We start from the raw sequence: 13183 nt of genomic DNA, 5'->3' as shown, positions 1-13183 counted from the left end.
TTGTAGTATTTTTTTATATAATTCATTTCTTATCTTTCATGAATTGCATTTTTTATGTAATATATATACATAAGAAGATGTAGCGATTATCGAGAATAAAGAACTTCTTGTATAGACTAGGAGTGAATGGGAATGGATTTTGCAACAATTATTGGACTTGTTTTAGGATTTTTAGCAGTGGTAGTAGGGATGGTCGTCAAGGGCGCTGACGTAACAGCCTTATTAAATCCTGCCGCAGCATTAATTATTTTTATCGGTACATTTGCTGCAGTATGTATTGCATTTCCGATGAATCAACTAAAAAGGGTTCCAAAACTATTTAAAGTTCTTTTTGGTTCAAATAAAAAGGATTTAAGTTATGAACAGTTGCTAGAATTATTTGTTCATTGGACATCTGAAAGTAGAAAATACGGTATTTTGTCTTTAGAGCAACAATTAGACAAAATTCAAGATGAATTTCTTTTGCGCGGTATGAAATTTGTGATTGATGGCGTATCCGCAGAAGATTTAGAGCAGATTTTGGAATCTGAATTAGAGGCAATTGAAGAAAGACATGCAAAGGGAGCTGCTATTTTTTCACAAGCTGGTACGTATGCACCGACATTAGGAGTTTTAGGTGCTGTTATCGGTCTTGTAGCTGCGCTTGGTAACTTAACTGATATTGAAAAGTTAGGTCATGCTATTTCGGGTGCGTTTATTGCAACGATTTTTGGTATTTTTTCAGGTTATGTATTATGGCATCCATTTGCAAATAAGTTAAAGCAAAAATCTTCAGCTGAAATTGAGAAAAAACGTTTAATCATTGATTGTTTATTAATGCTACAAGAAGGTACATATCCGTTTATTATGAAGAACCGCATTTTAGGTGCACTTTCTGCAACTGAGCGTAAAAAGCTAGAAAAAGGAGCAGAAAAAAATGCGGAGTAAGAAAAATAGAAGAGGCAAAAAGAAAAAACATGATGAGCATATCGATGAAACGTGGTTAATTCCATATTCTGATATGTTAACGTTGTTATTTGCATTGTTTATCGTTTTATTCGCAATGAGTAGTATAGATGCTGCGAAGTTTAAACAGATGGCAGTTGCTTTTCGAAGTGAATTAGCTGGGGGAACAGGTAACAAAGAATTTTTAAGTGATCAAAAGCCAAATGAGGAAAAAGAATTATCAGCAAGTAGCCTTGAGGCAGAACAAGCAAAAAAACAAGAAGAAGCTAGAGCTAAAGAAAAAAAAGAGATGGATGAATTGAAAGCATTACAAAAAAAGATTGATCAATATATTAATGAAAAACAATTATCCTCTTCTTTTCAAACTAAATTAACTGAAAAGGGATTAATGGTGACAATATTAGAAAATATACTGTTTGATTCGGGGAAAGCAGATGTGAAATTAGAATCTTTAGGGATTGCGAAAGAGATGTCTAGCTTACTTGTTTCAGCGTCACCTCGTGAAATTACAGTATCGGGTCATACGGATAATGTCCCTATTGCCAATGCGCAGTTTGCGTCGAATTGGGAATTAAGTACGCAGCGGGCAGTTAATTTTATGCAAGTATTACTGCAAAATAAAGAATTACAACCAGAAAAATTTAGTGCGATTGGATACGGAGAATACCGTTCAATTGCTCCAAACGATACACAAGAAGGAAAGGCAAAGAATAGACGTGTGGAAGTGTTTATCTTGCCTTTAACAGAGAAAGTAAAATAAAAGAGGATGGCGAATGCCATCCTCTTTTATTTTACTTCAAATGATTTTAAGTTGTCGCGACGGATTTTATCTTTTTCTGCATCTGATTTTTTGAAATCATAATCATATAAAGCGCCTTCCCAATCGCCATACATTGGATTCGGGAAAATAATGAATTTCTCACCAAATTGTGCTTTTGAATCTTCTACTGTTTGGTTACGATCTTTTACAGATTTTCCATCAAAACCTGTGAAATCAGATAAGTTATCACCGAAGAATAAGACAATATCATGGGTTTGAGAAACGAGTTCACGGCGTTTTTCTTTTCCTTTTTCTTTCGGATCTTGTAGTAATATATGTTCTTTCGTTGCTTGAGGAGCACCTACACGCTCAAGATTTTTAATTGTTGCATCTAGTTGGTTCGTTTTACGATTTGAGATGTAGTAAATATCTACACCTTTAGACTCTGTATATTTTAAGAAATCAATTGCGCCTGGAAGGGCTTCAGCCTCAGCTTTATTAATCCAATCATCCCATTTGTAAGGATAGCCTTTGCCTGTTTTTACGCTCATTGCTTGATGAGGACTGTTATCTAAAACAGTTTCGTCTAAATCAAGTACGATAGCAGGTTTTTTCTCTGTCCCTTTTGCAAGAACTGCATCAAGCTTTAATTGACCGATATTGTACCCTTGGTAGTAAAGTGCTTTCGTTTCGCCAGCTGTTTGATACCATAAATCAGCCATTAATTGCTGTTCTGTTAATTTTACTTTCTCTTCTTTCGCCACTGTTTTCTCTGGTGTTCCTGAACATGCTACAAGTGATGTAGATAGAACCGCTACAGATAATAGAGTGGTAATGCCCCTCTTCATCTTCATATGTATCCTCCTTGATGTTAGAAAATCATTTTATATTATATATTAAAATATAATATTTTTATATGAACATTTGCATATTGTCTTTTGTATATATAGTAGTATGTCCTATATTAGAAAGATGAGCAAAATAATAATAGTTATTTTGACAAGTTTTATTGTCGTAATGACAATTATAATTGACAAAAAGGGTTTTGTTATTTACAATTTTAACTAAATAGAACAAATGATGGATTAATGACGGTGTTTACATATAAGAGGATGAAGTGTAGTGCTATATTTTTTCTTGAATAAACATAGTCTTTGAAAGAGAGTACGAATGATACTAAAGGGGAGGCTTTATACTTTGAGTTTACAAATTCAAAACTTAACGAAACAATTTGGGGAATCAAAAGCAGTTAACGGTTTGCAAATTTCGTTACCAAAAGGTGAAGTACTAGGATTACTTGGACGAAATGGTGCAGGGAAAACAACAACAATCAAAATGCTTCTCGGATTATTAACGCCTAATGAAGGTACGATTACGTGGGATGGAAAAGCATTTGGGGATAGTGGCGTAACAATTGGGTATTTACCAGAAGAAAGAGGTTTATATACAAAAAGTAGAGTAATAGATCAGTTGCGATATTTTGGTAGATTAGAAGGAATGTCGAAGAAAGAAGTAGATCAAGCTATTGATCATTGGTTAGAGCGTTTAGCGATACCAGAATATAAATTTAAAACGGCTGGAGAGCTTTCAAAAGGGAATCAGCAAAAAATCCAATTAATTGCTGCTCTTCTTCATAATCCGGAACTTCTCATTTTAGATGAACCATTCAGCGGCCTTGATCCAGTTAACGCCGGGATGTTAGCTAGTATTATTGAAGAACAAGTACAGAGCGGAAAGACGATTATTTTATCAAGTCATCGTATGGAACAAGTAGAGGCTTTTTGCCAACATGTATGTATTTTGAAAAAAGGTGAAGCAGTCGTAAAAGGACAGCTAAGTGATATTAAGAAAGAATACGGTTTCCGTAATTTAACGATTGAAGATACAGTAGAGAATGAAAAGGGATTAGAGGCTATACATGTATCGTATGAAAAACAACAAGGCCTTCTTTATGTGAAAGTACAAGACGATGCGGAAGCTCTCAAGATTTTGCAACAGTTGCAAGAGCAAGGTGTTAGCTTACGACAATTCAAAATGTTAGAGCCGACGTTAAATGAAATCTTTGTAGAGAGGGCGAAATAACGATGCGTAAATTTTCTCACGTATTTTCATTTTATTTTAGGGAAGCATTTTTATCTAAAAAATCATTAATTACGAGTGCCATTTTATTTTTAGTTGTGTTTGGGATTTTTGCATTTAATCATTTTACTTCAGGCGATGATAAAAATAAGGATAAAGATAAAATTGCAGTTGTAGTAGAGAGTTACACATATAAAGTACAAAAAGATGAGCTAAATAAGCTATTGCCATCAGCAAAAATAACACTTGGTTCAAAGGATGATTTTGATAAACTGCATAAGCAAGTAGAAGAAGGCGATTTAGATGGTCTATTCCATGTGACGGAAAAGGGTGGGGCTCCATCGATTACATATATGTATAATGGATTTCCAAGCCAAGCAACTTCTGCAATTATGGCAGGATATTTAAAGCAACAATATACGATGGTGACAATTGCCAAAAATAATGTTTCACCAGAAATTGCACAGCAATTACAAACAGAAATTCAAGTAAAGCAAGAAGCGATAAAAGATCGTACATCTTCTTTCGGAATTGCCTATTTCTTTACATTTGCTTTATATATGTTTATTGTAGCGTTCGGAAATACAATCGCAATGAATATTGCATCTGAGAAGGCGTCACGTGTAATGGAAGTAATGCTTCCGAAAGTGAAACCTCTTACGATGATGTATGCGAAAATTTTAGCGGTTGTTTCAACGGCTTTATTGCAACTTGTCATATTGGCGTGTGGTTATCTTATTCCATATTTGTTAGGTTGGGTCGATTTAGAAAGTGCCTCACTATTTGGTATTCCAATTGACTTTACGAAATTAGATGCAAAGGTTGTAAGCATGTTTCTTGTTTATTTCATTACGGGATATTTACTTTATGCAATGATGTATGCTGCTGCTGGAGCTGTCGTGTCTAAGACGGAGGATTTACAAGCTGTATCTTTCCCGGTAATGATTTTAATTATGGCTGCATTCTTCATTAGTATTAAATCATTAAGTGATCCGAATAGTACTATCGTTGTTGTAAGTTCTTACGTTCCATTTTTTACACCGATGGTTACCTTCTCACGTATTGTAGCTGGTGAAGCAGGTATGCTAGAAATTACGATAACATTAGCAGTCTTATTGGCGACAATTGCGATATTAAATGCTGTTACAAGCCGCATTTACGTAAATGGCGTAATGAATTACTCAGATAAAGTGAAATTTAAAGATTTAGCGAAATTTATAAAGCGTCAATAATGAGAGAAAAGCATGATTTCCTATTGAAATCATGCTTTTTCTTTATGTATAAATTAAAAATAGTATATAATAATAAGAGTCGTCTTTTAATAGAATGAATAAAAAGGAGGGTGTGCAGATGGGGATTAGTAGTCGTTTTACAGTAGGTGTTCATATGCTGACATTACTTGCGATAGATCGAAACTCTCGCTGTACCTCTGAATGGATTGCCGGTAGTGTGAATACAAATCCAGTTGTGATTCGTCGCATTACAGGAATGTTGAAGAGAGCAGGACTTGTTGATGTACAAGCTGGTAAAGGTGGTACGACACTTGCTCGAGATTTAGAAGAAATTACATTACTTGATGTATATAAAGCAGTGGAAGTTGTAGAAGAAGGACAGCTATTTTCCTTCCATGAAAATCCCAACATTGAATGTCCAGTAGGAGCTAATATTCAATCAGTATTAGAAATTATTTTAATGCAAGCGCAAGAAGCGATGGAAAACGTGCTTGCAAATGTAACGGTAGATCAATTAGTTACAAATTTAAAGTCTAAAATGAAAGAATAAAAAAGCGAGCTTCCTCATAATGAGGGCTCGCTTTTTTTTATTCAGAAATATTGAAAATTCTATTTTTCAGTATTTAAAATGAATTTACCTACGATAGCTGCGAAGATACCACCAAGAATTGGTGCTACGATGAATACCCATAGTTGAGAAAGTGCTTCTCCACCAACAAATAAAGCTGGTGCGATACTACGAGCTGGGTTAACAGATGTTCCAGTTAACGGAATTCCTAATAAGTGGATTAAAACTAATGTGAAACCAATTACTAGTCCAGCTAAAGAAGAACTTCCTTTTTTACCTGTTACAGCGACGATAACTAAAATAAATACGAAAGTTAAAATGAACTCAACTAAAAATGCTCCAGATAAACCAAGAGTTCCGAAACCATTTTGTCCTAAATTATCTAAAGGTGTTTTAGCAGATTTTAAAATTGTTACTAACGTTGCAGTTCCTAATAAACCACCTAAAATTTGAGCTAATACATAATAACAAAGTTCCATAGCGTTCATGCGTTTGTTGATGAACATAGCTACTGATACTGCTGGGTTAATGTGACATCCAGAAATTGTTCCGATGCTATATGCCATAGCTACAATAGATAAGCCGAAAGCCATAGCGATTCCTAATGTTCCAATTCCTTCGATTCCGCCGCCAGTGACAGCTACTCCAGTTCCGAATAATACAAGTACAAAGGTACCAATAAATTCAGCGATTGCTTTTTTTAACATAATTTACCTCCTATTAATGCGCATGAAACGTATTATAACATACGTTTTAGTATAAACAGCCAATGAAATACTATTCTGATAAGGCGAAATAGGGGGACAATAAAAAAGAGTATGGTTCATCTCTATAGAACCATACTCTTTTTTTATGCTGATTTTTTCTGTTTAACGGCTGGAATAGATCGGTTTAAAATACTATTTGCAACCATTCCTAACATAATAATAATCATTCCAAGTAGGGAAAGCCCGCCAGGAAACGAACCATTCAAGAAAACAATTTCTCCAAGTACGGTAAAGACCATCGTTCCAGCTTGTGTTGCTTCAACAGCTCCAAGTAAAGCCAGGTTATCTTTTGCTAAGTCAGTAGCAAAGAAAAATGTCATCGTTGCAATAACGCCGGAACATAATGCTAACAAAAATCCTTGAAGCATTTGGCTAGATGTTGGAATACCCGTAGTAGAAAATCCGTATACACCAAGCAAAATTGTTATAGGAAGACTTCCAATTGCCATTCCTAATACACGTTGGAACGTATCAAGGCGTCCGCCAACAAGCTCCATCATTTTTCGGTTACCGAACGGATATAAGAAAGCGGCTAATACGACAGGTAAAAAACCTGAAATGAACTGAGTCATTGTAATATGGCCTGCGGCAGTTGCTTGCATACAAATTACACCAAGTAAAATAAATAAAGCAACATATAAGCTACGAAGTGGAATTTTTCCACGTACAAGTTTCGTACCTGATTTTGTTTCTATTTTCACAAAAAATAGTGGTGATAGTAGTAAACCAGCTAAAATCGTAACTTGCCAAGTTCCAGCAACGAGCCAAGCTGGAGAAAAGACAGCTGCGAAACTTAATAAAGAATAAAAACCAATACCGGCAACAGAACCCCATCCGATCCACGCCAATGGATGTTTTTTTAACTCTTCCCATAATCCCCTAAAGTTTTTGCGAAATAAAACGATAAGGAATAAAATAGGGAGAGCAAATAAAAAACGGAAGGAAGCTGTCCAAGCCCAGCTCGTTCCAGATACATTCATTGCTCTATTAATAATAAAGGTTGCAGAAAAAAAGGCCGATGATAAAAGACCTAATAAAATTGCGCGCATGAAGTATAGCACTCCTTTCAAAATAAATAATTATGTATAGTATGATATACTTTAATTGAATAAAAGTAAACTATTTTATACTTAGAGGTGGTTTTATATATGAAAGAAAATGAAGATATGCAAACGAAAGAAGTCATTCAACAAGTTGGACAGTTATTGAGACAAATTCGAAATGAACAGAAATTAAGTTTAGAAGAATTAGCTCATAAAACAGGAGTTAGTAAATTAACATTAGGAAAGATCGAAAGAGGGGAAACAAATCCGACGCTAGCTGTCATTTGGAAAATAACGAAAGGGTTATCAATTCCTTTATCTAGATTAATGGTTTTTGGAGAACCAGTAGCCGTTGCGCGCTGTGGAGAAGGATTTGCAGTAGATGTAGGACAAGCATGGCATTTAGAAACGATGTTCCGTTATACGAAAGAAACAGGGATGGAAATGCACCGTGCTTGTTTACGATCAAATAGTATATATGAACCAGAAGCTCATCATGAAGGTGCGATTGAGCTTGTAACGGTAATGAAAGGGAAAGTGTCTATTCAAGTGGAGAATGATGTATATGAATTAAATGAGTTTGATTCCATTCAATTTGAAGCGAATAAGAAGCATATTTATAAAAATGAAGAAGAAGAAGTGGCGGTATTACATTTAACGATGAAATATTCTTCATGAAAAAATCCCCTATAGAAAAATCTATAGGGGATTTTGTATACACTATGCTCAAATATATGAAAGAATGTTATTAGTAAGAGCGTGGCATAAGTAATAAAAAAATAAAATAAACTAAAAACCCCGTCCCAAAACATAAAACTGCAATGACCCAAAGTATGCGAATGAGAGTAGAGCTAATATCAAAATATTCTCCTAAACCACCGCATATACCAAATAGCATTTTATCAGTTTCGGATTTACATAATCTTTTTGACATCTTCCAATACACTCCTTTTTATAGCAAACTCTATACTTCTATTCTATATGGAAATCTATGAGGAGACTATGAGGTTGTATGACATTTTTTTAGGGAACAGTCATATTAATTGTCTTAATTTTCAGTTTATATTAAAGTTATAGTAAGAGGTAACTTTTAATAAAGGGTGGGGAAATAGAGATGACGGTATATTGGTTGACTAATGTAACGCTTGAATCGGGGTATACATATGAAGAGGGGAGAATTTCAAAAACAGAAACAGAGTTATGTAGTTTACTTATTGAAGAGGGACGAATTAAAAAAATTATAGCAGGGACTGTTCAAGAGGAAGGGGTACTCATTCTTGATGCTAATCGTTTATTAATTTTGCCCGCTTTCGAAGAGATGCATATTCACATTGATAAGACATATTATAGTGGTCCTTGGAAAGCTTGTATGCCAGCAGAAAGTATTTTTACACGTTTTAATGAAGAAGAAAAAATTTTACCAAAGCAATTAGCGACTGCCCAAAATAGAGCGGAAAATATGCTAGAGTTACTACTGCAAAATGGTGCAACGAATATTAGAACGCATTGTAATGTTGATCCAATTATTGGGCTTGGTAATTTGGAGGCGACGTTAGCGGCATTAGAAACATATAAAAATCGAGTGTCTAGTAGAATTGTTGCGTTTCCGCAACATGGATTATTGCGCAGTAATTCTGTGCAACTCGTGAAAGATGCGATGCGTATGGGTGCTCATCTAGTCGGAGGCGTAGATCCAGCTACAGTGGATAATGACATTGAAAAATCATTACATACAATTATGGATATCGCAGTAGAATTTAATGCGGATGTTGATATTCATTTGCATGATGCGAATAATCTTGGAACATTTACGATGAAGAGATTGGCAAGTTTAACAGAAGAAGCAGGATGGCAAGGTCGTGTAACAATTAGTCATGCACTTGGACTTGGTGGTGTTACTGATAAAGAGGCTGAAGAAGTGGCAGAAAGACTCGCAAATGTAAATATTGATATTACTTCAACGGTACCAATTGGTAAACAAGTAATCCCAATTCCGTTATTAGATAAAAAAGGTGTTAAGGTTTCATTAGGAAATGATAGTATTACAGATCATTGGTCACCGTTTGGAACAGGTGATATGCTTCAAAAGGCGAATCGATTAGCAGAGCGTTTTGGGTGGAGTGACGAAAGGTCTTTAGGAAAAGCACTTCGCTTTATTACAGGAGGAAAAGAAACGTTAAATAATGAAGGGAAGCGAGTATGGCCGAATGTAGGGGATGAAGCGAGTTTTGTTTTGACAAATGCGACATGCGCTGCTGAAGCAGTAGCGCGTCAAACAGAAAAACGTTTAGTCGTGTATAAAGGAAATATTGTTGTTGGAAGTTTAAATGAGGTGGAATTAAATAATCTTGTGTAGAAGAATCGTTTAAATATTTTGAGGGGGGTTCTAATGGTAAGTCTAGAACTCTTCTTTTTTATTCTTACAGTATATTTTTTATAGGAAAGCTAGAAGGGATGAAAATTTTGGACAATCAACATAACCAAAATCATATTATGGGAACTTTGCAATGGTTTATATTTTTATTAGCAAATTCAATCGCACTACCAATTGTCGTTGGCGGATTATTTCATCTTACGACGGAAGAAATATTTTATTTAATGCAGCGTACGTTTTTTGTAGTTGGTATATCTTCTTTTTTACAAGGCTGGCTTGGGCATAGACTGCCAATTGCGGATGGGCCGGCTGGATCTTGGGTTGGTGTATTTACCGTGCTTGCTTATGCAACGGCCGGACAGGATCAATTACATAGTACACTGCAAATTTTAGAATTAGGAATGATAATCTCCGGTGTTATTTTAATAGGATTAGGAGTAACTGGTTTTATAGGACGTATTTTATTTTTATTTACGCCGCTTGTGACAGGGACGTTTTTACTTTTATTATGTTTACAATTAAGTGGTGTATTTTTAAAAGGAATGTTAGGGATTACAGCTACTATTTCTCAAATTGACGGATTTACAGCAATGATCGCGTTTAGTATATTTTTGTTCGTTATTATACTATCTAATTTCGGAAAAGGCTTTGTCAAAAGTTATGCAGTTTTAATAGGATTAATTAGTGGGTGGATTATTTTTCTCATTGCAGGAAAAGTGACAATCCCATCTCAAGTAACTCATTTTGTGCAACTTCCACATATATTTGCTTGGGGACTTCCAAAATGGAATACAGGTATGGCTGTATCAAGTTTCGTTATGGTATGTATTTTAGTTTCGAATACGGTGGCAGCTATTATAGCAATTAATCAAGCAACTATTCATAAAGCGACTATTGAACAAAAACAGTTGAAAGCTGGAACATGGGTTGGGGGGATTTCACATATCATCTCTTCTGTATTTTCAACTGTAGGTGTCGTTCCGTTACCAGCAACGGCAGGATTTATACGTTTAACAAAACAAAAGTATATACGATCGTTCTTAATGGCATGTGCGTTACTAGTCGTAATGTCTCTTTTTCCAAGTATTATTCGTTACTTAGCATCTTTACCATCTGCTATCGCATCGGCTGTTTTAATGGCTTCGTTCGTACAGTTAATTGGAATTGGATTTAATAATATAAAACAAGTGCCGATGAGTGAAAGGAATGTAACGATTTTAGGCGTTGCAGTATTATTTGGCAGCGGCGTTATGTTTTTACCGTCTGGAGCACTCCAATCCTTGCCGTCTGTTATGCAATATATATTCGGTAATGGTTTATTTGTAGGTACGGTTGTAAGTATATTGCTAGAACAAATATGGCGCGTTGGAAAGTAAGTGGATAAAAAGAGTGTACGCACTGTATAAAAGTCTAAAATAACATAGGAAATAAAGCCCATTTTCATTCACCACCTGCACATTTCGTTCATACAATATCTTGACTAAATAAACACCCAACTTACACATACACAGCTCTGGCTTAAGCAAGGAGGGTTATACCAGTTGAAGGAAAAAGCGTATCAATCTAAACCTTTACTCACAAAGAGAGAAAGAGAAGTATTTGAATTACTGGTTCAAGATAAAACAACGAAGGAAATTGCAGGTGAACTTTTTATAAGTGAAAAGACAGTTCGCAACCACATCTCAAACGCAATGCAAAAGCTAGGGGTTAAAGGACGTTCACAAGCAGTTGTGGAGCTTCTTCGTATGGGAGAGCTCGAACTATAAGAAAGCAGCCGACTTTTATACAAAGAGTCGGCTATTTTTTTGTTTGCTTCACTTGCTATATGAATGATAAGAACACTCCATACATAAATAGGTAATAAGGAGGGGATATGTTGAAAAGGATACTGTTAGTTTCAACAAGTGCTCATGATATGAATGGACACCCGACTGGTTTGTGGCTTGAAGAGCTCGCAGCTCCTTATCATTTATTTAAAAAGGCTAAGTTTGATGTTGATATTGTGTCAATAAAAGGCGGGAGAGTACCTATAGATAGAGTGTCTATTCCGAATGGTATACCTCGTGAATTCAAGCACGTAGCTTCTTTATTGCAAAATACAAGGCCGATTTCAAATGTTCATTTTTCGGATTATGATGCGGTTTTATTTGGTGGTGGGCACGGGGCGATTGTAGATTTTCCAGGTAATCCATATGTAGCAAATTTGATTGAGAATATGTATAAGAATAACCGGATTGTAGCGGCTGTTTGTCACGGAGTAAGCTCCTTAGTCGGTGTGAAAAATAAGGATGGCTCGTTTTTTGTTGCCGGTAAGCGTATAACAGGTTATACAAACGATGAAGAAAAAGCTGTACATTTAGAAAAGCGCGTTCCGTTTTTGTTAGAAAGTAAGTTGAAAGAAGAAGGAGCTTTGTTTTATGTAGCGCCTAATTTTACGCCGCATGTGGTAGTAGATGGGCATTTAATTACAGGGCAAAATCCACAGTCTAGCGTGGAAATAGGTAAGGCTATAAAAAGGGCTGTAAATAAATTATAGAAAAAGTACCCGCTACTAACAAAGGTAGTGGGTATTTTTATCCTAAAATTCCCCCTCAAAATTGGTTTGTAACCGTCCAGTTGGTGATAATGGATTCTAGTTCTCTATGTATAGTATATGAAAATGTAATAAACTAAAAAAGCATAATGAGTATAATAACTTCATTTATAATCATTCGTGAATTTGCTATACTATTTTGTATGGACAAAAGGGGAGGCTCTTTTAAATGAGAAAAGTCGCATGTGCAAATACTTATATTAATAAAATAAAGCCCGTTATTAGAAAGACGAGTTTTAGCCAATTGAAAATAGATGAAATTGCGAAATATATGGATATTAGTAAAGCTACTTTATATAAACGTTTTTCTTCGAAAGATGAAATTATTGAGGCGGTAGTAGAGGATTTTATAAATTATCTACTCGAAGGTGATGCGGACAATCAAGATGAAAGCATGTCTTTTGCAGAACGTTTCCAAAAGACGTTTATCCACTCTTTAAAATGTGTGACATATATTTCGGATGTTTTTTTGCAAGATTTGAAAGAAGCATATCCGCATTTGTCAGATCAATTAGTCGCTGCACAACAAAATCGTAATCATAATTTGCAAATGTTTTTTGAAGCGGGTATGGAACAAGGTTATTTTAATAAAATGAATGCACAATTATTTATGGTACAAGATGATGTGATGTTACGACGTATTATAGATCATTCTTTTTGTATTCAGTACGATATTACTTTAAAGAAAGCGATATTTGATTTTTATCAATTAAAGAAGTATCAACTTTTTAAACCAGAGTATATAGAAGCAATTGATGATTCTGAAATTGAAAAAGAAGTTATTGCTATTTTGCAAATGATTTCGTAAAAAAGCAGATCTCC

15 protein-coding genes are annotated in these 13183 nt (G+C 35.1%); 11 read left to right on the top strand and 4 right to left on the bottom strand.

Translation table 11 applies throughout. The features are described 5' to 3' along the window. The first annotated feature begins 132 nt into the window (after positions 1-132). Together motA and motB are read left to right on the top strand one after the other, a co-directional pair. Positions 133-927, top strand: coding sequence for a flagellar motor stator protein MotA (gene motA / locus AC1Q51_RS09775; RefSeq protein ID WP_000344862.1), 795 nt, complete (start codon positions 133-135; stop codon positions 925-927). Next, positions 917-1705 (top strand): flagellar motor protein MotB, encoded by a 789-nt coding sequence (gene motB, locus AC1Q51_RS09770; protein ID WP_001256741.1) that lies wholly within the window; start codon positions 917-919, stop codon positions 1703-1705. Before motA ends, motB begins: the two co-directional genes overlap by 11 nt. A gap of 26 nt (positions 1706-1731) precedes the next feature. Here motB and AC1Q51_RS09765 read toward each other — a convergent pair whose 3' ends face one another. Next, positions 1732-2559: a 5'-nucleotidase, lipoprotein e(P4) family gene (locus AC1Q51_RS09765; protein ID WP_000782771.1), complete on the bottom strand. Its 828-nt coding sequence runs from the start codon at positions 2557-2559 to the stop codon at positions 1732-1734. Positions 2560-2902: 343 nt separating this feature from the next. Here AC1Q51_RS09765 and AC1Q51_RS09760 point away from each other — a divergent pair, with 343 nt between their 5' ends. The 3 genes from AC1Q51_RS09760 to AC1Q51_RS09750 all read left to right on the top strand — a co-directional run bounded on the left by AC1Q51_RS09760 (position 2903) and on the right by AC1Q51_RS09750 (position 5566). After that, a complete protein-coding gene (locus AC1Q51_RS09760) occupies positions 2903-3787 on the top strand; it encodes an ABC transporter ATP-binding protein (protein ID WP_000058130.1) in 885 nt (294 codons plus the stop codon). A gap of 2 nt (positions 3788-3789) precedes the next feature. Then, positions 3790-5016 carry an ABC transporter permease gene (locus tag AC1Q51_RS09755; RefSeq protein ID WP_090976977.1) on the top strand — a complete coding sequence of 409 codons (1227 nt, stop codon included), beginning with the start codon at positions 3790-3792 and terminating at the stop codon, positions 5014-5016. A gap of 118 nt (positions 5017-5134) precedes the next feature. Beyond that, entirely contained in the window at positions 5135-5566 is a 432-nt protein-coding gene (locus AC1Q51_RS09750) for an Rrf2 family transcriptional regulator (protein WP_000512998.1), read from the top strand. Between the two features lie 59 nt (positions 5567-5625). Here AC1Q51_RS09750 and AC1Q51_RS09745 read toward each other — a convergent pair whose 3' ends face one another. Then, positions 5626-6291, bottom strand: a complete 666-nt coding sequence (locus AC1Q51_RS09745) for an aquaporin (protein WP_000913213.1) — start codon at positions 6289-6291, stop codon at positions 5626-5628. A gap of 143 nt (positions 6292-6434) precedes the next feature. Next, positions 6435-7400, bottom strand: coding sequence for a DMT family transporter (locus AC1Q51_RS09740; RefSeq protein ID WP_069356261.1), 966 nt, complete (start codon positions 7398-7400; stop codon positions 6435-6437). 99 nt (positions 7401-7499) lie between these two features. On the opposite strand from AC1Q51_RS09740, the gene AC1Q51_RS09735 reads away from it, so the two are divergent. Then, complete coding sequence (locus AC1Q51_RS09735) at positions 7500-8072, top strand: helix-turn-helix domain-containing protein (protein WP_000661921.1); 573 nt, start codon at positions 7500-7502, stop codon at positions 8070-8072. Positions 8073-8142: 70 nt separating this feature from the next. On the opposite strand, the gene AC1Q51_RS09730 is transcribed toward AC1Q51_RS09735, so the two are convergent. Continuing rightward, complete coding sequence (locus tag AC1Q51_RS09730; RefSeq protein ID WP_097925187.1) at positions 8143-8328, bottom strand: PspC domain-containing protein; 186 nt, start codon at positions 8326-8328, stop codon at positions 8143-8145. A gap of 180 nt (positions 8329-8508) precedes the next feature. Between AC1Q51_RS09730 and AC1Q51_RS09725 the strand changes: the two genes are divergently transcribed. From AC1Q51_RS09725 to AC1Q51_RS09705, 5 genes are all read left to right on the top strand, one after another. After that, complete coding sequence (locus AC1Q51_RS09725; protein WP_000219588.1) at positions 8509-9750, top strand: amidohydrolase family protein; 1242 nt, start codon at positions 8509-8511, stop codon at positions 9748-9750. Positions 9751-9848: 98 nt separating this feature from the next. After that, entirely contained in the window at positions 9849-11144 is a 1296-nt protein-coding gene (locus AC1Q51_RS09720) for a purine/pyrimidine permease (protein ID WP_335466984.1), read from the top strand. A gap of 165 nt (positions 11145-11309) precedes the next feature. Next, positions 11310-11534: a spore germination transcription factor GerE gene (gene gerE / locus AC1Q51_RS09715; RefSeq protein ID WP_000659484.1), complete on the top strand. Its 225-nt coding sequence runs from the start codon at positions 11310-11312 to the stop codon at positions 11532-11534. A gap of 107 nt (positions 11535-11641) precedes the next feature. Continuing rightward, on the top strand, positions 11642-12304 hold the full coding sequence (locus AC1Q51_RS09710) for a type 1 glutamine amidotransferase domain-containing protein (RefSeq protein WP_090976983.1): 663 nt from the start codon (positions 11642-11644) through the stop codon (positions 12302-12304). Between the two features lie 226 nt (positions 12305-12530). Continuing rightward, complete coding sequence (locus AC1Q51_RS09705) at positions 12531-13169, top strand: TetR/AcrR family transcriptional regulator (RefSeq protein ID WP_065229399.1); 639 nt, start codon at positions 12531-12533, stop codon at positions 13167-13169. Positions 13170-13183: the final 14 nt, after the last annotated feature.

Source organism: Bacillus sp. MT94, assembly GCF_058792475.1.
The sequence above is the reverse complement of the archived record's forward strand: the minus strand, read 5'-3'. Positions and strand labels throughout refer to the sequence as shown.

Excerpts from the sequence above, each read along its gene's own strand:
- motA (WP_000344862.1), top strand. The coding sequence starts at position 133 with ATGGATTTTGCAACAATTATTGGACTTGTTTTAGGATTTTTAGCAGTG.
- motB (WP_001256741.1), top strand. The coding sequence starts at position 917 with ATGCGGAGTAAGAAAAATAGAAGAGGCAAAAAGAAAAAACATGATGAG.
- AC1Q51_RS09765 (WP_000782771.1), bottom strand. The coding sequence starts at position 2,559 with ATGAAGATGAAGAGGGGCATTACCACTCTATTATCTGTAGCGGTTCTA.
- AC1Q51_RS09755 (WP_090976977.1), top strand. The coding sequence starts at position 3,790 with ATGCGTAAATTTTCTCACGTATTTTCATTTTATTTTAGGGAAGCATTT.
- AC1Q51_RS09750 (WP_000512998.1), top strand. The coding sequence starts at position 5,135 with ATGGGGATTAGTAGTCGTTTTACAGTAGGTGTTCATATGCTGACATTA.
- AC1Q51_RS09745 (WP_000913213.1), bottom strand. The coding sequence starts at position 6,291 with ATGTTAAAAAAAGCAATCGCTGAATTTATTGGTACCTTTGTACTTGTA.
- AC1Q51_RS09740 (WP_069356261.1), bottom strand. The coding sequence starts at position 7,400 with ATGCGCGCAATTTTATTAGGTCTTTTATCATCGGCCTTTTTTTCTGCA.
- AC1Q51_RS09735 (WP_000661921.1), top strand. The coding sequence starts at position 7,500 with ATGAAAGAAAATGAAGATATGCAAACGAAAGAAGTCATTCAACAAGTT.
- AC1Q51_RS09730 (WP_097925187.1), bottom strand. The coding sequence starts at position 8,328 with ATGTCAAAAAGATTATGTAAATCCGAAACTGATAAAATGCTATTTGGT.
- AC1Q51_RS09725 (WP_000219588.1), top strand. The coding sequence starts at position 8,509 with ATGACGGTATATTGGTTGACTAATGTAACGCTTGAATCGGGGTATACA.
- AC1Q51_RS09720 (WP_335466984.1), top strand. The coding sequence starts at position 9,849 with ATGAAAATTTTGGACAATCAACATAACCAAAATCATATTATGGGAACT.
- AC1Q51_RS09710 (WP_090976983.1), top strand. The coding sequence starts at position 11,642 with ATGTTGAAAAGGATACTGTTAGTTTCAACAAGTGCTCATGATATGAAT.
- AC1Q51_RS09705 (WP_065229399.1), top strand. The coding sequence starts at position 12,531 with ATGAGAAAAGTCGCATGTGCAAATACTTATATTAATAAAATAAAGCCC.